The sequence below is a fragment of the Secundilactobacillus similis DSM 23365 = JCM 2765 genome (assembly GCF_001311075.1).
Taxonomy (GTDB): Bacteria; Bacillota; Bacilli; order Lactobacillales; family Lactobacillaceae; genus Secundilactobacillus; species Secundilactobacillus similis.
The window spans coordinates 1-19,275 of sequence record NZ_BBAD01000040.1 but is presented as its reverse complement, the minus strand read 5'-3'; the positions used below and the strand labels follow the sequence as shown (position 1 = coordinate 19,275).

The following is a 19,275-nucleotide window of genomic DNA, read 5'->3' as shown; positions in this document are numbered from 1 at the left end:
GTCTTCACTCCTCCGGATACAGCCAATCAGAAACCCGCCTTAACGCTCGGGCCACATGCATATTAGCGGTAGCGTCAAAGTCTGGCTCTTGGAGGTCATAGACGCGCTTGCTTTTGACAGCCGGGGTCTGCTGCCAGATTGATTTTTTAAATTCCTGTTGAAATTGTGACGTCACGAGCTTGGGCATCGCGTGTTCCAGCCGTAAAATTACTTGAGGTTGCGCGTTTTGAATCGCCTCGTCATTTGGCTGAATATATTCTTGCGTCTTAGACGTAAACACGTTGCGACCACCGGCTAATCGGACCAAGTCGCCGACGTACGATTTGGAAGTACCAATCATGTAGCCAGCACCGGGGAGGCCCATCAACACCAGTACTCGTGGCTTTGACCGTCGATGGGAACGTTGCTGAGCAGTTCGAATTGCCGCTTTAATCTCAGCATTTGCTTGTCGCGCGGCTCGTTGTCGATCATAGCGTTGCCCCATTTGCGTCACCACGTGTTGCAAATCAGCAACCGTCTGCAAGTTTAAAAAATGCGGTGTAATATGCTGTTGTTTAAAGCTCTTGTCGAACTGGTCCTTTAACGTGGTCACTGAGTAAACGGCCGTGGGTTTCGTTGCCGCGATTTTTTCAGCGCTGGGATTCATCGGGCTCCCCACCTTGGCCACTTGTCGATAACGGACTGGTATCGAATTATCGGTCGTGGGGATCCCCACCAAAGGCAGTTTAAGTCGATCAGCGATCTGAACAACCGCATATGTGGTCGCGACAATTCGGGGTTGGTTAGTCGTTTTAGACGTTGCCTGGTGCTGTGCAAACCAGCCTCCGAGGCCACCTACGACCACTAACAGGCCAATAACGCTTAGCGCAAAACGTCGTGAAGCATTCACACTACCGCCCCCTGCCGTGTCGACCGGCAACCACCAGACCACCGCCAACCACAACGACCACGATCACAGCTACCCCACCAATGAGAAACCACCAATTAAGCTGAGGCGCACTTTGATCGGCATGGTCCGCACTGGCGACTTTGATCAATGACGTTTTCTGTGACTGCGCCGCCGGTTGTTTAACAGATTGAGACTGTGTGCTTTTTGTCGACGTTACTGCCGTTTGAGTTGATGATTGCGATTTTTGACTAATCGTCGAGGCTGAATTAACGTGTCGCGTCGGCGTGCCATTAGAAATCGTTTTTATTGACTGACTACTCGCTTGATCAGCCTGCGTTACAGCTTTACTACTGGCTGAACTCATCAATTGTGCTGATTTAGTCGCCACACTCGCATGCCGAGTTGTTTTTAAACTAGGCAACTGAGCTCGACTAAATTTAAATGAAATCAGATGCGTTGCTTTATACACCTTAGGCACATTGATTGCTAATTTAGCGTTGACCACCTTAGCAAGGGACTTGGTTGTAAATGAATAGTACAGGTTTGAATTACCGGCTTTATCCCTTACTCGTCGAACGCGCTGAGGGGCATGACCATTAACTTGTAAGACTTTTACTGGAAACGCCGTTAGCTTCTTCGCCGTTCGAATGTGCATTGTGACCACGTACTGCTGATGCTTGACTGTCACGCTTGCGGGATGAACAAAATACGCACTTGCAATTGACGTTTTCGTCGTGCCATACGTCAGTGCTTTAAAGTTCAACGCTTTCGCATGTGCGGTTTGCGTTGAACTAACGCCAAACAGTGTTAAACCAATCAGTAACGCGCCGATTACCCATTTTAAGTGTTTCATTTTGCAACCCTTCTTCTATAAATAACAAACCCAATCAAACTAACGCAACTCACCAGACCAACAACTGTTAGTACGACTTGCCGTTGTTCACTGGTCTGAGGCAAATTTTCCTTTGTACTTTGTTTGCTCGTTGGTTGACTCTGATCACGCTTAGTCACGGCCTTTTGAACCGTTGCACTACCGCCACTCCCTTCGTTGGTATCGCCATCCACGTCAGAAGTAAGTTCGGCCACATTCGTGTCGCTCGTTTGACTTGATTCACCAGTCGGGCCATCGGTCGTACTGGTATTGCTGGCAGATGATTGGCCAGCATTATCAGTTCCACTTGCCTGACTGAACTGATAATAAACGTCAAAGTCGGCGTCGATGTTCACCAGTGAAACGGCCACGTGAATCGTTCCCTTGAGCGGCTTTGCCAATTGGTCTAACTGATCAACGTTGAACTTAAATTGGACCACGTAATTCTTACCAGATTCCGAATAAGTGACATCTGACACTTTATTGCCCGCAACCGTCAATGGTTTAAACCCATCCTTTTGTAATCCCGCATCTTTAGCGTAGGTCACCGTCATCGTGACCTGATAATGACCATCAACTGGTGTCACTTCAGCAACGTGGGTGTAATACTGATTCGCCATGGAAACCGTTTTTTGATCAGCACTTAACACGGTGTAGGCCCAGGTTTGGGTTGAAATCTGAGACGAACTGTTACTAGATGAACTAGGTACCGAGCTACTGGCACTACTAGTTGATGCGCTACTACTGCTACTTGACGAACTATTAGAACTACTGTTTGAAACACTGCTTGAACTACTATTTAGGCTGCTACTGGAAGTTAGACTACTTGAACTGCTGCTGTCCACTTCAGTTGCACTACTATTTCCTGATTGATCCCCAATGCGGGTTGCATCCGCCCAATCAAACGTTAAATCAGCCGGTGCGGTAATCGCACCACCAAACATGGCACAAGTAACTGATACAAGTGGTTCGGCCGAGTTGAGCGTAAACGTCACATCACCCGTTGCGGCATCAATGCTTGCCGGACCATTAGGAAAAGTCATACTAGTTAGTGCTTGTCTCCCGTCTGGTAGAATATTCAACGTTCCTTGATACTGGCCGTTCTTGACGGTAATCGTCGCCGTTTCCGACATAAATCCCTGCGCGGCCGACGGAGTTTGTTGATTAGTCCCGTCCTTCCAAATTCTTACCGGAACAGTATAATCCCCATCGCTCAATGTGTCTGCCTTCACAAGACTGGCACTACTCATCATTATTATTGCTAACACCACGGCTAGTACCCCGCCTAGCCACCCCTTAATCATCTTCCGCTTCATTACAAGTCCTCCTAAATTCTGGTTAATATTAGATTTTAATAGTAGTTTAACATAATTTAAGAATATTGAAACTACTAATTTGTATAATCAGTAACAATAATTTTATATCATTTTAGTGATTAAAGTCTTCACGAAATCGTTTTCAAACGTGTCTAATCAAAGAATAATCGCATTCTTCTCTGAAGCAATTTACTCGTATAACTCATCACAAAGTTAGCTTTCTGTCGCTCAACTGATGATAGGTTTAACTGCGCATTCGTCACATTAATTAATTTAAAAACTTCCCTAAACTAGAAAAGTCAAGGACTGAGATTAACAGTCCTTGACTTATTTTAGTCGTTTCATTTAAGCCTCCGCCGGTAAAATTGGCAGTGGCGCTGGTTTACCCCAGAAGTAACCCTGAACACCGTCACAATCAAACTGTGACTTAACTTGAGCTAGGTCTTCACTGGTTTCGATGCCTTCGAGAATAAATCGTTTGCCGTGTTGGTGAGCTAACGCTGACCAGGCGGTAATTTGGTCTGCAACGTCATCAATGGTTTGATCTGGTCGAACGTTTTGAAGCGCAAACTTATATTCATTAACGTACGGACTCAGTGCCCGAACCAACGCTTCAGTGTTAGCGCCCGTCCCAACATCATCGATGCAAACCTCTACCCCAGCACTCTGGAATCGCTGCGCAGCCAGCATCATTGCGCCGTAACTGACGTTTGCGTCCCCACGCTCAGTCAATTCCACCATAATGTGTACGTTCGTTAATTTTTGAACGTGGCTCACCGCAATCGCATAGCGATCATCAATAAATTGTTGTTGCTCCAAATTCAAAGAAACCAACGAAATATACGCTGGTAAACAATTAATCGATGACATCAGCAATTGGGTAATGTCTTCCGGTGTGACTTGATTAAAATCAGCCAACGTCCGCCATTGACCCGCCTGTGATTCTCGAATAAACAGCTCGTATCCCCCTGGCAACTCACTTGCGTTATCCAGCGCAAACCGAGGTTGCTCAAATAAGCTTAACATGATAGGATCCCCCTTTACTTCTCCAATTCACAATCTGGTACACTCCTACATCTACCAAGTTGCTAGTTTCATAGTTAACTGACAACGCGCCGGTCATCGCCCCGTATCATTCAATAGGATTCCACTCCTACCGTGATCACCAACGCCGTTTCAGTTTCTCAATTCACTTTATTTAATCACACTTTTTAGCAAATGTCGCCTGTTTTACCTAATTATTTTATCAAATACCTTGATTTTTTAGGATTTAACTGCCGACACCCAATCCTATCCCTTAATAGAGAGAATGCCACACTTATACATCATCAAACGCACACATCAAAATAACGCCGTAACCCTCAACGGGCTACGGCGTTACTGATTGTCATTTTGGCTTCCAAACAAATGGTTGCCACTCTTAGCAGAGGCTTACTGATCAAGAAGTTGTGAGTTGTCTGTCAAGACGGTCCTTAAAACGAACGTTAACTATGTGTTTCCCAATTTATAGTCCGAGGTAGAACTTGCCAAAGAAGGCAGCTGCGATCCCACCAAGGAATGGTGCTAAACCGGGTACGATCAAGCCGTACTGCCAGTCATTACTTGCTTTGCCCTTAAGTGGCAAAATAGCGTGTGCGATCCGAGGACCAAGGTCCCGGGCTTGGTTCATGGCGAACCCGGTAGGACCACCAAGGCCCATCCCAATTGCCCAAACTAACAAACCAACACCAATTGGCACAACGCCGGGTGCTTTAATTTCGGAAATTGCTAAAATAGCAGCGATAAAGATAAAGGTATCGAAAAATTCGACGAAGAAGTTCCGTGGTAAGTTCCGGACGGCTGGTGACGTTGAGAAAATGTTACGCATCGTCACGCCGTCGATCTTACCATATGAGTGCTTGAAGGAATCAGCGTACATCACGTAAACGATCAGTGCGCCAAAAATCCCACCGAGCATCTCAGCAATCACAACTGGGAAGAACGTTCCCCAAGTCATGTTGCCAAGAATAACCTGTGCCAATGCCATTGCCGGGTTAATGCAGACATTGCCGAAAATAAACAGTGAAACTGTGATCCAAATGCCCAAGTCGTGATACAGAACAAGTGACCTGAACCATGGTACTTCGTGTCGTTCAAAACAGTGTCAGCGTGAACGCCAACCCCAAAAATAATCATTAAAGCAGTTCCCATAAATTCTGATAATAGCTGATGCATCAATTATTCTTCCAATCTTATGTTTAAATAATGGTGTTAACTATGTGTCCGTTAACCATAATGCTCATGGTAAACAGTATCCTAGGAACCAATCTCTAACAGTCATTCAACTCAGCTCTTAATACTCGAATTCTTGACATGCTTATAACTATATCAATAATCAAGTGAAAATGAAAGTATCATTTAAAACTTTTCATTATCAATTTAATCAATTGAAAATAAGGCCTTATTTTAACATTGAATTTATCAATTATAAACCGCTTACATTGCCGAAATCATTTATTTCAATCCTGCAACGTAAGTATGTAGCCAAACCAATCAACCTTAATTTCTGAAATCAATTGCTTTTAAAAATAACTCAACTAAACCAAAAAAACCTCGTGATTCCCCAATAGAATCGACGAGGTCAACTTCAATCATTCGTTTTTATCAACACTCAACCTAATTTAAACGGCGTCACAATCGCCACCGTTACCGCCTGATGCCCATTAGCTGACTGGGCTTGCGCAACGCGACTCAGTAAATCATGTTGTTGCACGTACGAGCGAAATTCCAATTTATTAGGCACTTGTAACTGCAGGCGGTTAGCAGATTGCTCAATTTCAATTCGATCGAGGATACACGACTCATTCAACCGCAGAATAACGGTTCCTACGATTCCCAGAATAAACCGGCTATGCGTTAAATAATCCGTATTTGCCATCTCAAGGTCAAACCGCATCTCTCCGGTCGTTAGAGGTCGTTGCATGCCATCCATCGTCATTGCTCGGTACGAGACCACAATTTCCTTGGTCGTTACCTTGTTTCGAATTTTTAAGACGTAGTCGATCACGTTGATCACTCCCAAATTAAAATAGTTAGTTCCGCCGCACCATGTTAATCGCTGTTAATCGCGAAAAGTGGCTGAACCGCCATTTCATTTTAATCACTCCAAATTAAGTGTTTCATGACCTAATCGCCATCAAAATCCCCCATAACTAACGAACATGCCCCGCTCCCTTTTAGTTTACAGATGACAGTGCTTAATTTCAATGAAAACCCTCACATTCATGATTTATCGGTGGTAAGCTTCGCTATTTTGAATATAGGTGATTTCATCAAACGAGATGCGTTGCTGCAGGTCTTCCGCTAAACTGGCGGTAATTTCGTCATTCGCAATTGCTGCTTGAATCAGTTCATATTCCGCGTGAAATGCCCGCATAAATAGCCGATACACCATCGTTTCATCAATCGCACCACCCCGAATTCGGCGGTGGCGGGTCCGGTAAAATCGGCGAACCATATTGACTTCCACCCCGTGACTGCTACTTAGGGTTTTCAAATCAGCCATTACTCGTTCAAAGCCAGCCTGTTCAATGGGCAAAATATCTTCGCCATGCTTAATAAACTGTTCTCGCCAGTAAACTTCTTCTAGTGCAACCGGTGCCGTTAAAAACGCCTCTTGTGCCCGATGAAGGTCCTTATACATGGTGCCAATGTGTAACCCAAATCGAATCCGAAACCAAACGTTCTTCCAGACTTTGTCATCCGCCGAAAAGAAGTTTAACTTCAAAAATCGATTGTAGTAAGTCAACTCATCGTGGGTAATCTGGCCCTGTTCGTACAAGCGTTGCACTTCGGCTCTTTCCACCGTATGTGCGTGTCGCATCAACTGGCGCTCAATGCGTAACTTGGGCGTACTGTCTAGCACCAATTGTTGTTGCAAAGAATCGATCACGATTTGCGCTTCGGCACGATAATGGTCCTCTTTCAGCAATTCACTAATTCCTGCCTGTAACATCCGCCGAACCCATTTTAAGCCGGGCTTTTTCGTCGCGGATTGACTCGGTAGCATCAAAGGCACAAACACCGTTGGCATCACTAAACTAGTCAAAATCACCGTTGCAGCAATCAAAATCAACGGGCCACGTAACGTCATTGGTTGCCCGTTAGCCGTTTCCGGAATCGAAAACGCCAACGATAGTGTAATGGTGCCACTCGCGCCGCTCAACGCCATGATACAACTATCCCGCCAAGCATGGGTTGGCGTTGTTCGCCGCTTCAATAGGTAACGACCCCACAATAATCGCAGGCCACCCTTGGCAAAATAAACCAAAATGCCGATGCCAATCAACATTAGCACGGTTAATTGACCACCATTGGACTGCTTCATCGCTGAAACAACGTCTGGTAACGCCAAACCTAACAGAACAAAAACCGTTCCGGAGAGTGCGCCGGCCACGATTTCCCAAACATTACTGGTCACGAGTTGCATCCGCGATGACGTCAATCGCAACTTATCGCGTTCAGAGCCTTGAACCAACCCAGCTGCAACAACCGCCAGAATGCCAGACAAGGCCAATTTTTCGGCTAATAAATACACAATAAACGGCGTCAGCAACTGCATCAACACCATGATCAACGGCGTATCATCATGATTACGAATCAACATTAACCGAACGCTAACGACTAGGACGCCAAGTAACGCCCCAAATAATAGGCCACCCAAAAACTCCCAGAAAAAGGTGCCCACCGCTTCCTCCAACGAAAACTCACCCGAAATATAGGCACTGAGCGCCACATCAAAAATCACGATTCCGGCGGCATCATTAAATAACGACTCATGCTTCAGCGTTGCCGCCTGTTCTTCGGCAATCGGATTAGCGGCAAATATGGAATTAACTGCTGACGCATCGGTCGGCGCGACGATCGCCATCAACGCAAAACAAATCGTTAGTGGTAGTCCCGGGACCAACAGGTGTAACCCGCCACCCACAATCAGAACGGTGATCACCACCAACCCGACTGCCAGTGACAAAATGTTGGTGATCGACCGACCGATCCAGTATCGAGAACTATTTTGAGCCTCGTTAAATAGCAAAGGTGCAATAATCGCAAAGGTAAAAACCGCCGGATTGAGATGAAAGCTTCGATACCACGGTAACCCCGCCATGGCTAATCCAAGACCAATCAGAAAAAAAGGTAATGGTATTTTTGACACGTGCCGATCTAAAATCGCCGCTAATACCACTGCGGCCAAAATCAATAATAACAGTAACACCTGGTTCATTCCCAATTCCTCCAATTAAACAAATTCCAATAATCCTAGTATGCGCCGGTCAGTTTTTTTGTACAAGCAACTTCCCCCGAATGCGCAACATCGCTAGACCGTTGGCAATTACGAGCAATTAGTGTAGAATAGCCTCCGAAGTAAACCGAAGGAGTTAATGACGTTGATTACATTAAAATCACCCCGTGAAATTGAAAAGATGCGCCAATCTGGTGCCATTTTAGCTGGGGTTTTACAAGGACTGACCACGATTATTCAGCCCGGAATCTCATCGTGGGAAATCGAACGTTTCGCTGATGACTACATCACCTCACATGGTGCTAAGGCCGAAGAAAAGGGCTTCGAAGGGTACAAATACGCTACCTGCGTCAATGTTAACGAAGAAGTGGCGCACGCCATTCCCCGCAAAAATCTCATTTTAAAGGCCGGTGACGTGGTCGCTGTCGACTTAGTTGTCAACCTTGACGGCTACATGAGCGACGCCTGCCGGACTTACGCCGTTGGTAACGTTTCTGAAGATAAGCAGCGCCTGCTTGACGTGACTCGCAACGCGCTTTATCTGGGTATTGATCAGGCCGTCATCGGTAACCGGCTTGGCGATATTGGCCATGCGATTCAAACCTACGTTGAAGATCAAAACCACATGGGTGATGTCCGTGAATTGATTGGTCACGGTATTCAACCCACCATGCACGAATCGCCTGACGTCCCGGCGTACGGTGAAGCCGGTCGCGGTCTTCGCTTAAAGGAAGGCATGACCATTACCATTGAACCAATGGTTAACTTGGGCACCCGTCAAATCATGGCTCGCATGACACCCGATGATTCATGGGAGTACTACGTGACCCAAGATGATCAGCCATCCGCCCAATTTGAACACACCATCGTCATCACCAAGGACGGCCCGAAGATTTTGACGTCACAAGATCCCGTTTTTGATGCGAAATATCTCTAAAAGTTATTACCGGATATAAATAGTACCGTAGACTCCCCAACCGGAATCTACGGTACTATTTGGTTTAAATTCAGAATCTAGTTAACATGATGATTATGCATGAACTGGCTAAGCGGCACCAGTTTCTCCGCATAGTAGCGTTTCTTGAAGGCGGCAATGGTCTGCGCGTCATTTTCCGCCGGATCTAACGCTAACTTTTCAACTGGAATTGGGCGTTCATTCGTCATTTTGATATCGATCAGCACCGGTTTACCCGCCCTAGTCAGATCAACCGCGCGATCAAAAGCCGGTTTGACGTCATCGATCGTTCGAACGGTGATGCCCATCATCCCTTGGGCCTCCGCTACTTTCGCAAAGTCAGTCCGCGGTAAACTAATGCCAAACCACTCTTGACCATCGTCTTCTTGTTCATCTTCAATGAAACCCAATGCCTGATTAGAAAAGACCACGTTAATGACCGGCAACATATACGTCACCTGGGTACTGAGATCTTGCATCACCATCGCAGCCGCCCCATCACCGGTTAAATTAAACACCTGACGACCGGGATAATCTAATTTGGCAGCAATTGCACCGGGAAGGCCAACGCCCATCGTTGCAAACAATCCAGATGTGATCCACGGTTGCTTACCATTTACCTTCAACAGCCGAACGGCATTTTGGGTGACATCTCCAACATCGATTGAGAAAATCGCATCATTTTCTGCAATCTCGTTGATTGCCTTGAATGCGGGCTCAAACCGGAGTTCGCCCGTCGTCCGGTTCATCATATCATCATTGTATTCGTGCCAGTTGCGAACGTTGTCCACGTTGGCCGCATACCAAGCGGATGGGCTCGCCGGCGTTCCCAATGCGAGGAACTGCTGCAACGTCTGTTTGGCATCGCTAAAATCGCCACATCCGTTCGATGGCGTTTACCTAGCATTTGTGGGTTGCTATCAACCTGAATAAATTTCACATCTGGTTTAAACATCTCTTCCGCAAACGGATAATTCGAACCGATGAAGAGCATTAAATCCGTTTCCTTCAACGCCTCATTAGCCGGTTTTGAGGCGACTCGGGCTGCCGAGCCTAACAAGGACTCAAACTCGTACGGAATAATTTCCTTCCCCAGGGCGGTCGTGATCACCGGTACTTGGAACTGTTGCGCAAACCGCATCACTTCTTCGGCCGCACCGATTGTTCCTTGACCAACGTAAAGGAGTGGCTTTTTAGCTTTCGACAGTAACACTAAGGCTTCTTCCACCTGTTCCGGTTTTCCAGCTGCCAAAACTGGTCGAGCGAAGTTAGCCGCCGAACTATAGTAGCCATCTGCCGGAATCGCTTGACCAGCCAAATCATTGGGAATCGTTACAATTGCCGGGCCGTGCATCGCAAACGCTCGTCGAATTGCCTCATCAAGCACGTGGGGTAAACTGGCGGCCGTTGTCACCGTCCGGGCATAAACGCCGGGGTCTTTGAACATTGGCGTTTCATCAAACTCCTGAAAGAAGTCTTGATTCATTAACGCTTGCGGGTTTTGACCCACGATAAATAACGCCGGCACTTTATCCGCCATGGCATCATAGGCGCCTTGATAGAGATGAGTCGCCCCGGGGCCGGCCGACCCAAATGCTACACCAATGTGACCGGTCAACTTGGTATCGGCAACTGCTGCCAGCGCCCCAACCTCTTCATGCCGCACGTGAATGTAACGAATTCGTTCACGTTCAGCGTGCAACGCATACATTAAATTATTGATTGTTCCCCCCGGAATGCCATAAATGTGCGTCACACCCCAACTTTCTAGCGTCCGTAACGCAGCGACACCAGCATTGATCATTTCTACCATGATAACTACCCCCTCAAGGACTTCTCCAAATTTAAATTCAATTTTGCGATGTCATCATACGGTGATTCTAAAAATGGCGCAATTAATTTGACTCGACTGCTTAAAAATAAAACGGAACCCCAGTGATTGTCTCACTTGAGTTCCGTTCTTTAATTTAACGCCCAACAGTTGTCATTGGTATTTCCCGGACAGTGACTCGATTACGACCAGTTTGTTTTGACTGGTATAACCGCTTGTCTGCCCGTTTATAAGTATCCATGTAGTTTTGATCTTCAACGTCAACTAGGTCTTGCCCAAGTGACACCGTAATTTGAATGTCATCACCCTGTGGCGTGGTGACGATCAATTGGCTCAGTTCTGTTCGAAGCTGTTCTGCAATGGCTAATGATGATGCGGGTGTCTCATCAATATCAAACAGGATGAAGCAAAACTCTTCGCCACCAGTTCGATACGTTTTCGATCGATAATTCATTTCTCGAACAATTTTATCAAATCGGTCAGCGACCTTAACCAAGACGGTATTGCCAGTCACATGCCCGTATTGGTCATTGATTTGCTTGAAATGGTCCACATCAAACGTAAACAGCGAGAAATGTTCGCCGGTGCGCTGAAAGTGGTCATAGGCTTGAAGTAAGTCTTCGTTGAACACCCGAAAATTATTGAGTTTCGTTAAATTATCAATGTTAGCCTCACGTAACAGTTCCGCCCGGCGTAAATGATGACGAACCAGCATCGAATGGATCTGCCAGAGCACCGCATCAATCGCCAGGGTCGACAGCAACATCCAAAACCAGCCGACGTCGATGCCGTCAACGGACATCAAATTGACCCAGTAAAACGGCAACGCAAACAGCAAACCAAACGGATAGTACCACCACCGTTTCGCAGTAATGAGCCGGTTGTAGTGCTGTGCGACCCAACAAAGACCCACGCTGATTACCCAGAAAAGTGGTCGATTGCTGACACCCGGCAGCCACAAAAACCAGACCAGTAATACGGCTGATAGACTCACCCACATCAACCGGTCTCGTGATGAAAACAACGTGTACATGATAATTCCAACTTGAAAACTAATATACGTCCACCCATAACCGTTTGGATTGTGGGCTTCCATCATCTGTAACACTGACGCAACGTGCAACAGCAGCAAAGACGACACTGTCAGTGCAATCAAATACCACCGGTGGAATTTCAATCGGTGACCATTGACCGTTCGTTGACCATCTAGCCAGGTATAAAATAACGCAAAGCCAACCAATAGCAGACTATTGATCACAAACGTCATGATTTGATTTTCCCAATAAAGCATGTTTAAGTTCTCCTAGAAATTCTACCAACTCGTTTTTAAGGTTGGTCATGCGCTAATCCGTGTGAAAAATAAGGATTCACGACACTTTCGCGACATTGATTAATGTTACGCCAAATGCCTGAATTTTTCAATTCTAGTTAGCGAAAACTTAACCAATCACGTTACGCTTGGCCTGCCGCACCGTCATCAATTTGGTGCCGATAATACTGAACCAAAAACTCAACAAATGTCCGCTGTAACTTCGATTGATACCGTTGTTTATTAAACGCCACGGCCACGTAGCGGGGCTGGTCCGCACCAGCGACTTGGTAAAAGTGAAGTCCGTCAACCTCACCGCTATATTGAATCAACGTATTCGTCACAAAGGCCGCGCCCCATCCTGTTGTGCAAATTCATAAGCACTCATCTGTTGATTGACCGTCATGGCAACTTGAGGGTGAAACTTGGCTGCCGCAAACATGCCAGCCGTTCGTTGGGAGATCTCGTTTGCGGGTAACATGAGGATAAATGGCAATGACGCAAAGCTAGTTAACTCGAGTCGTCGAATTGGTAGCCGTTCGTCAATGCCAGCCAATACCTCGTCATAGCTATAGCCAAAAGTTGTCACTACCGATTGTGGCACCAATTCATCCGGGACTGCCAACAAAATATGGTTTTCAAACAACTGCACAGCGTCAATTTTCGGATGTAAAAACCGATCCGCATCAACGCCAAGGTCCACCTGCTGATCTAACAACCGCCGCGTTAGCTCCGGAAACGGGGTTTCCAGCAGGGTCAACTCGACGTCTGGATAGCGGTCATGAAACTGACGCAAAACTGGTGGGAGCAGGTAGGCCACCGAAATAAACGCGCCACCAATCGTTAAACTACCGGTGAGATGTTCATCCGCGTTAACTAACTCATCACGAAACGATTGTTCTAAAAGCGTGATTTGACGGGCCTTTGCAACATACAACTCACCCGCCGGCGTCAACGTCAATGGCGTTGTACTACGATCAAATAGCGGCTGACCGATCTGAGTCTCCAACTTTTTAATCGCCACACTCAGCGCCGGTTGTGATAAATGCAACTGTCTGGCTGCTTGCGAGATAGTCCCATTGGCAACAACACTCAAGACATAATCACTAATCGTAAACATTAGCCCCTCCATAACTTTTATTTATACCCCTAATATATAATCTATCTTATCTTTTATACCACCATCATGCTAGGCTTAACTTAACTTAGGTTTAAAGAGGTGGCGTTTTGATTAGTTTAACAACGTTTTTAATTGTCTGTCCGTTAGTCTTTTTAGGTGGGTTCGTTGATTCAATTGCGGGCGGTGGTGGGCTCATTTCCTTACCTGCTTACTTGATGACGGGAATTCCCGTTCACTTTGCGATTGGGACCAACAAGTTATCATCCGCAATGGGGACCTGTATCTCAACGCTTCAATTTGCGAGAAGTGGCTACATTCGACTAAAACTTTCGATTCTCGCGATTGTTTCAGCATTGCTCGGTTCATTCATCGGCGCTAAGCTGGCCCTTCACCTGTCCGACCGCTACTTTAGCCTCATTTTGCTAGTCGTGTTGCCGCTAACCGCACTGTACTTGGTGTTTAAGAAAAATGCCCTGACAGCTACCCATGTCAGTGGTAACCTCACCCTCAAACAACACGTCTTAATCATGTTGATTGCGGTTTTACTCGGTGTCTATGACGGCTTTTACGGCCCCGGAACCGGCACCTTTCTCCTACTCTGCTTAACCGGTATTGCGAAGTTGCCAATCAACCTTGCTGCCGGCACTACTAAAGTCATCAACTTAACCACCAATCTGACGGGACTGACCGTATTTTTATTTAACGGTAAAACCGTTTTGGTACTGGGAATCACCGCTGGCATCTTCGGGATTCTCGGTAACTACCTTGGCGCTCGTCATTTTAGCCGTAGTGGCGCTAAAATTGCCAAACCCATAATTTTAGCAGTGTTAGGGTTATTCTTTATTAAGCTAATTGTCTAGGTTTCAGACGCAAAACGGCACCACGACATCCTAGATGGGATGCGTGGTGCCGTTTTCTACCTACTCTGGCGTGACCACCCGAGCCCGGCTCTTGCCTTGACCAAGGGCTTCCACCTTGATCTGATACGGAATTGTTTCTTGTAATAGTGTGACGTGACTGATGATCCCAATCATCCGGTTACTGCCTTCCACGTTTTCCAAAGCCGCCATGGCGACCGAAAGCGCCTCTTGATCCAGCGAACCGAACCCTTCGTCGACAAATAACGCATCGATGTTGATCCCACCAGATTCGGTTTGAATGATTTCGCCCAACGCCAGCGCCAAGCTCAGCGCTGCAATGAAGCTTTCACCACCTGATAAGGTGTGGACACTTCGAACCTGACCCACGTTATCATCGTAAACGTCGATTTCCAAACCGGTGTTTTTCTGATAAGTCCCCGCTTCTAAATGCAGTCGGAGTTCATAACGACCCGAGCTTAACTGCTGCAGATGCTGATTGGCAACCTGCAACACTTCCACTAATTGGGCCCGCAAAACGTAGCGTTCCAAACCAAGCTATTGTCGCCACCGCCCGCAACGGCTTCGACCAACCGTTGTAAGGCATCGCGCTGCGTCATCTGAGTTTGAATTTGCTGAACCGTCTGCTCTGCTTGTTCGAGGATGTTGCCGTTGATCGTCAATCGTTCCTGTATCGTTGCGCGCTGTTTTTGAAGGGTTTGTCGTTGAGCCGTTAAGTCGGCTAATGCCGTTTTTAGTTCTTCTAAATCAACGGTCGTAGCCGAACCAACAATTTGTTTGTAGGCTACAACTGAAGCGGTTGCTTGCTGCAGATCATGATCATACGCTGTGATTTGGCGTTTCAATTCTGGCAGTTCTGGTAATCGATCCAGCATCGTCGTCAACCCACTTAGGTCGGTCGTTTGATACTGTTTCGTCACTGCTGCTTGTAACGTTGTGGCTAGCGCTTGACGTTTCGTTGTCGTGTCGTTAATCGATGCTTCAACGGAGGCCTGTGTTGCCGTTGTTGTGGCAATCAATTGAGCCGTTTGCTGCCGGTCAGCAGAATTGTCCGCCACCTGCTGATCATAATGAGCCAACTCGGTTTGTTGTTGGGTTAAATACCGATCAAGAGCAGCCAAATCGGCAAACTCGTCAGGGAGCCGATCTTGCGCATTTTGAAACTGGCCTTCAACCTGTTTGGCCGCCAATTCAGCGTTATGAACTGCGGTTTGATCAGCCACCACTTTTTGCTCACTTTCAGCGAGTTGTTGGGCAAGTTTGGTTTGACGTTGTTCCTGCTTCGATAAATCGGCGAGTTGCGCTGTCACTTGATCAACGGCCGTTTGGCTAGCCGTCAACTGTTTTGGCAATTGACTCGCAAGTTCGTCAAAATCCGTTACCGCGATCACGGTCGTCACTTGTTCGACTAAATCCTGTTTGACAGCTTTCACAGCTGTTTGTTGCGTTGCTAATTGAGCGATTTGCGTCGTTTGTTGCGCTTTTTGACCTGCTAATTTTGTGTTGAGTTGTCGGAGGTGAGTTTCAGCAACCTTCAATTCTGCATCGCTAACTGCTTTAACTGCCACAGTCGCTTGAGCTGGCGCCGGATGATCAACACTACCACAAATTGGGCACGGTGTTCCAGGCGTCAGTTGATCCGCCAAATTAACGATTTGACTCTGCAACCAGGCATTTCGCTGGGCCTCATAGTCATCTTGTGCAACCGCGACTTTGGCAGTCAACCGATCAACTTCGGTCTGGCGTTGTTCGATTGTCTTTTCAAGCTGTTTCAACTCACTTCTTTGTGCGTTGACGTCATCAAGTTGGCGTTGAAACTGGGTCAATTGTTGCACTTGATTCGTCAGCGTCAATCGCTTTTCATTAAGCGCTGGTCGTTGTGCCAGTTGCGCCGTCACGGCCGCTTGCTGGCTGGCAATTTGTTGATAGCGTTGCTGCGTTTGTGTCAGTTGTTCGGTCAGTTCAGTCACGTGCTTCGCCGTAGTCAAACGTTGCTGATCGAGTTCGGCAGCTTGTTCAAACAACGAGCGTTGCGCCGTTAATACAGCGACTTGCTTGCGCTGATCAGCTATTGCGGCAGCCTGTTGCTGTAATTGATCTTGCGTCTGTTTTAACGTTACTTGTCGCTGCTGAGCTGTCGCCAACCGCGCCCCTAGCGTTTTCAACTGTTGCTGATCACGTTGTAACTCCGAGGTCAACTCCTGTTGGCGTTGGTAGTCACTTTGATGCGCATCGGCCCACGTTAAGTCGGTCTGTAATTGCCGCAAGTCATCAATTTTAGTGGTTTGTTGTTGTAACGCTGTGACGCGTTGCGTTTCAGTTGCCAGCGTTGCAATATTTTGATTCGTTTTTTCGGCGACGGTCAACCGCTGTGTTGTCTCATCAACCCGTTGTTGTAACGCCTGTTCTTGGTCAGTCGTCTGCTCAATGGTTTGCTGATCCGTTGCTTGCTGCGCTGTTAACTGTGCCAACCGGTCACTCATTGGGCTATCCGTTGGCAATGATTGCACATCATCCGTCCAACGAACGCGCTTCAACCCACTTTCAATCGTTGTTTCCCACTTTGCCAACTGAGCCCGTTGATCCGCCAGCCGTTGCTTCAGGATACTGCTCCACTTTTGGTAGAGTTCGGTGCCAAATACTTTTCGTAAGATAGTCTCCTTATCAGTACTCGTCGCCACCAAAAAGCGTCGGAATTCTCCTTGTGGTAGCAATACAATTTGAACGAACTGTTTGCGATTAATTTGAAGAATATCAGCTAACCGCATGTTAATCGCGGCCAACTTCGTTAATTCTTCGGTCTGCTCACCATCTTTAAAGATTTTGAGCACCCCGGTACTTTTGTAGGTCTTGATACCAGTTCCGCGTTTCTTAGCCAATGTTTGTTTGGGTTGCCGATCAATCTCGTAAATCTGGCCTTGATGCGAAAACCGAAGCGTAACGCTAGTTGGCTCATTGGGGGTAGCAAAATCCGATCGCAAGACTTCCGGTTGGCGGTCATCGCTGGCACTTTCACCGTATAACGCAAACGTCAGCGCATCAAAGATAGTGGTTTTGCCACTCCCCGTTGGCCCTGAGATCAAAAAGAGTGATGCATCCGCAAACTTTGTAAAATCAATCGTTTCGTGTTCGTACGGTCCAAAATTTTGAAGTGTTATCTGAAGTGGTTTCACCCTTATTTTTCCTCCTCATTGGCTTGTTTGAGGGCGTCACTGGCCCATTGTTGCTGTTGCTTCGTCAACGGTTCTTGGGCAACTTGTTCGTAGAAATCAGCGAGTAGCGTCATCGGATTCATTTGGCGCATTTGCTGACCACTTTCGCCTTGATAAGCCACTTGCGTTTGAAAGCCATCTTGACGGCCTAACGTCACAATGTTGGGGTAGCGTTCCCGTAACTGTGCCAAGACGTTGGGAATCGGTTGTGTATCCGTTAACACGATGCCGAAGAAATCATCAAAGTTAAGCTCTTGGAATTGTTCCGGATCCAGCAGATCCTCAAAACTAGCCGTTAACTGTTGCACGTCTCGAATCGGCGTGATCGGTCGAAACGTCCAACTCACTGGCTCAGTCGCCGTATCAACGATCCAAACCCCTTTTTGCTGATTAGCCTCAGACATTGAAAATTTAACGGGTGAGCCACTATACCTTGCTGGTACAGCATCCGTTGTCAACGCATCTCGGCCATGGAGGTGACCGAGGGCAACGTAGTCAAAGTCAGTCAAGCTCCCCGTTGGAATAGCCCCTAAACCACCAACCGTTAACCGCGTTTCCGAATCGGTCGTGGCACTGCCGGCCGCAAAAAAGTGTGCCACTAAAACGTGTTTTTTGGCCGGATCAAAATGCGTCTTCATTTTAGCCACGATTGGCACGATTGCCTGATCCAGATGCTGAATGCTGTCGTCATCAAAGTACTGTTGAACTTCAAAAGGTTCAAAGTAGGGTAATAAAAATAGCTGTGTGTCGGGCAGTTCAACCGGTTCAAACGCCTGCGCTATTTTGGTATTCAGGTAAAATTGGGTGTCTTTAAACCAGGGACTCCCCGTCGCCAATCGAGTCGCACTATCATGGTTCCCTGAAATGGCGTAAATTGGGAAGTGATCCTTTAAATTAAGTTGCTCTAACATGCCATTCAGCTGAGCCACCGCAGTTTCTGCTGGTGCACCACGGTCATACAAGTCGCCCGCGATGACAATGCCATCGACCTGCTCATCAAGTGCAATCTGTTCAATTTGTTGAAAGGCATTTTGCTGCTCTTCTGTTAAATCAAAGCCGTGTAACCGCCGACCAATGTGCCAGTCTGCCGTATGTAAAAATTTCACGATTTGGTCCCCCTCATTGGTTGATATCACTAACAACGATTTTTACCGTTTGATTGTTTTATTTTGCTCAAGATTAATAAACTTAATTATACCCTCATGGCGTGAATAAAAAATCTCAGGGTGTTTTCTTCTTTTTCTACTGTCGCTTGTGTCCAGTGTAAGCATTCTTGTGTTTAGTTTGTGAAGTGAGATTTGTGTGAACTGACGATTCCGGTAAGCGACTAGGTTCCTGCTGTGGGGCCGGCCTGAGCCGAAGGGCGGTCTCAGACCTCGAAGTTAAGCCTCGCCACAACCCACGCGAGTCTTAACTTCGTCCCCGATAATTGGTGGTTGTTGGAAGAACACCAACAACCACCAATTATCGCGACACAGCATCCACCTAGTCGCCTACCTGCATCTCACATTGCGTAATTCAGCGCTATTGCAGATCATCTCAAGTGCTTAATTGTGCGGTTGACCACGGAATTGTAACGACCGCCGTTGACAACCGCCAGATTTTAGTATCAC

14 protein-coding genes and 2 pseudogenes are annotated in these 19,275 nt (G+C 46.9%); 2 read left to right on the top strand and 14 right to left on the bottom strand.

The features are described from left to right. Positions 1 to 4 precede the first annotated feature (4 nt). From isdE to JCM2765_RS09750, 7 genes and pseudogenes are all read right to left on the bottom strand, one after another. Positions 5 to 889, bottom strand: coding sequence for a heme ABC transporter substrate-binding protein IsdE (gene isdE, locus JCM2765_RS09780; protein ID WP_054736382.1), 885 nt, complete (start codon positions 887 to 889; stop codon positions 5 to 7). A 1-nt stretch (position 890) separates the two neighbouring features. Beyond that, positions 891 to 1,742, bottom strand: coding sequence for an NEAT domain-containing protein (locus tag JCM2765_RS09775; protein ID WP_054736380.1), 852 nt, complete (start codon positions 1,740 to 1,742; stop codon positions 891 to 893). Continuing rightward, positions 1,739 to 3,076, bottom strand: coding sequence for an NEAT domain-containing protein (locus JCM2765_RS09770; RefSeq protein ID WP_054736378.1), 1,338 nt, complete (start codon positions 3,074 to 3,076; stop codon positions 1,739 to 1,741). Before JCM2765_RS09770 ends, JCM2765_RS09775 begins: the two co-directional genes overlap by 4 nt. 345 nt (positions 3,077 to 3,421) lie before the next feature. Then, positions 3,422 to 4,102, bottom strand: a complete 681-nt coding sequence (locus JCM2765_RS09765) for an EAL domain-containing protein (protein ID WP_054736377.1) — start codon at positions 4,100 to 4,102, stop codon at positions 3,422 to 3,424. Between the two features lie 478 nt (positions 4,103 to 4,580). Next, positions 4,581 to 5,293, bottom strand: a pseudogene (gene larD / locus JCM2765_RS09760) (D/L-lactic acid transporter LarD). Between the two features lie 433 nt (positions 5,294 to 5,726). Next, on the bottom strand, positions 5,727 to 6,122 hold the full coding sequence (locus JCM2765_RS09755) for a hypothetical protein (RefSeq protein ID WP_054736375.1): 396 nt from the start codon (positions 6,120 to 6,122) through the stop codon (positions 5,727 to 5,729). A gap of 222 nt (positions 6,123 to 6,344) precedes the next feature. After that, positions 6,345 to 8,339, bottom strand: coding sequence for a cation:proton antiporter (locus tag JCM2765_RS09750; protein WP_054736373.1), 1,995 nt, complete (start codon positions 8,337 to 8,339; stop codon positions 6,345 to 6,347). Positions 8,340 to 8,502: 163 nt separating this feature from the next. Here JCM2765_RS09750 and map point away from each other — a divergent pair, with 163 nt between their 5' ends. Further along, positions 8,503 to 9,294, top strand: coding sequence for a type I methionyl aminopeptidase (map, locus tag JCM2765_RS09745; RefSeq protein WP_054736402.1), 792 nt, complete (start codon positions 8,503 to 8,505; stop codon positions 9,292 to 9,294). A gap of 77 nt (positions 9,295 to 9,371) precedes the next feature. Here the strand turns inward: map and spxB are convergent. The 4 genes and pseudogenes from spxB to JCM2765_RS09725 form a co-directional block, all read right to left on the bottom strand. Further along, positions 9,372 to 11,125 (bottom strand): annotated as a pseudogene (gene spxB, locus JCM2765_RS09740) (pyruvate oxidase). Positions 11,126 to 11,279: 154 nt separating this feature from the next. Beyond that, complete coding sequence (locus JCM2765_RS09735) at positions 11,280 to 12,434, bottom strand: GGDEF domain-containing protein (RefSeq protein ID WP_054736370.1); 1,155 nt, start codon at positions 12,432 to 12,434, stop codon at positions 11,280 to 11,282. A gap of 161 nt (positions 12,435 to 12,595) precedes the next feature. Beyond that, on the bottom strand, positions 12,596 to 12,796 hold the full coding sequence (locus tag JCM2765_RS09730; RefSeq protein ID WP_054736368.1) for a hypothetical protein: 201 nt from the start codon (positions 12,794 to 12,796) through the stop codon (positions 12,596 to 12,598). Beyond that, positions 12,793 to 13,572, bottom strand: a complete 780-nt coding sequence (locus JCM2765_RS09725) for a LysR family transcriptional regulator (protein ID WP_054736366.1) — start codon at positions 13,570 to 13,572, stop codon at positions 12,793 to 12,795. The genes JCM2765_RS09730 and JCM2765_RS09725 overlap by 4 nt, the downstream gene beginning before the upstream one ends. Positions 13,573 to 13,679: 107 nt before the next feature. On the opposite strand from JCM2765_RS09725, the gene JCM2765_RS09720 reads away from it, so the two are divergent. Next, positions 13,680 to 14,432 carry a sulfite exporter TauE/SafE family protein gene (locus tag JCM2765_RS09720; protein WP_082405073.1) on the top strand — a complete coding sequence of 251 codons (753 nt, stop codon included), beginning with the start codon at positions 13,680 to 13,682 and terminating at the stop codon, positions 14,430 to 14,432. A gap of 60 nt (positions 14,433 to 14,492) precedes the next feature. On the opposite strand, the gene JCM2765_RS09715 is transcribed toward JCM2765_RS09720, so the two are convergent. The 3 genes from JCM2765_RS09715 to JCM2765_RS09705 are packed head-to-tail and all read right to left on the bottom strand — an operon-like array spanning position 14,493 to position 18,768. After that, positions 14,493 to 14,966, bottom strand: coding sequence for an SbcC/MukB-like Walker B domain-containing protein (locus JCM2765_RS09715; RefSeq protein WP_054736365.1), 474 nt, complete (start codon positions 14,964 to 14,966; stop codon positions 14,493 to 14,495). After that, positions 14,951 to 17,623 (bottom strand): AAA family ATPase, encoded by a 2,673-nt coding sequence (locus tag JCM2765_RS09710; RefSeq protein WP_054736363.1) that lies wholly within the window; start codon positions 17,621 to 17,623, stop codon positions 14,951 to 14,953. Before JCM2765_RS09710 ends, JCM2765_RS09715 begins: the two co-directional genes overlap by 16 nt. Before the next feature lie 2 nt (positions 17,624 to 17,625). Continuing rightward, positions 17,626 to 18,768 carry an exonuclease SbcCD subunit D gene (locus tag JCM2765_RS09705; RefSeq protein ID WP_054736361.1) on the bottom strand — a complete coding sequence of 381 codons (1,143 nt, stop codon included), beginning with the start codon at positions 18,766 to 18,768 and terminating at the stop codon, positions 17,626 to 17,628. Between the last annotated feature and the right edge of the window lie 507 nt (positions 18,769 to 19,275).

Coding starts and splice junctions, on each gene's coding strand:
- JCM2765_RS09750 (WP_054736373.1), bottom strand. CDS start 8,339: ATGAACCAGGTGTTACTGTTATTATTGATTTTGGCCGCAGTGGTATTA.
- JCM2765_RS09775 (WP_054736380.1), bottom strand. CDS start 1,742: ATGAAACACTTAAAATGGGTAATCGGCGCGTTACTGATTGGTTTAACA.
- JCM2765_RS09725 (WP_054736366.1), bottom strand. CDS start 13,572: ATGTTTACGATTAGTGATTATGTCTTGAGTGTTGTTGCCAATGGGACT.
- JCM2765_RS09770 (WP_054736378.1), bottom strand. CDS start 3,076: ATGAAGCGGAAGATGATTAAGGGGTGGCTAGGCGGGGTACTAGCCGTG.
- JCM2765_RS09765 (WP_054736377.1), bottom strand. CDS start 4,102: ATGTTAAGCTTATTTGAGCAACCTCGGTTTGCGCTGGATAACGCAAGT.
- JCM2765_RS09735 (WP_054736370.1), bottom strand. CDS start 12,434: ATGCTTTATTGGGAAAATCAAATCATGACGTTTGTGATCAATAGTCTG.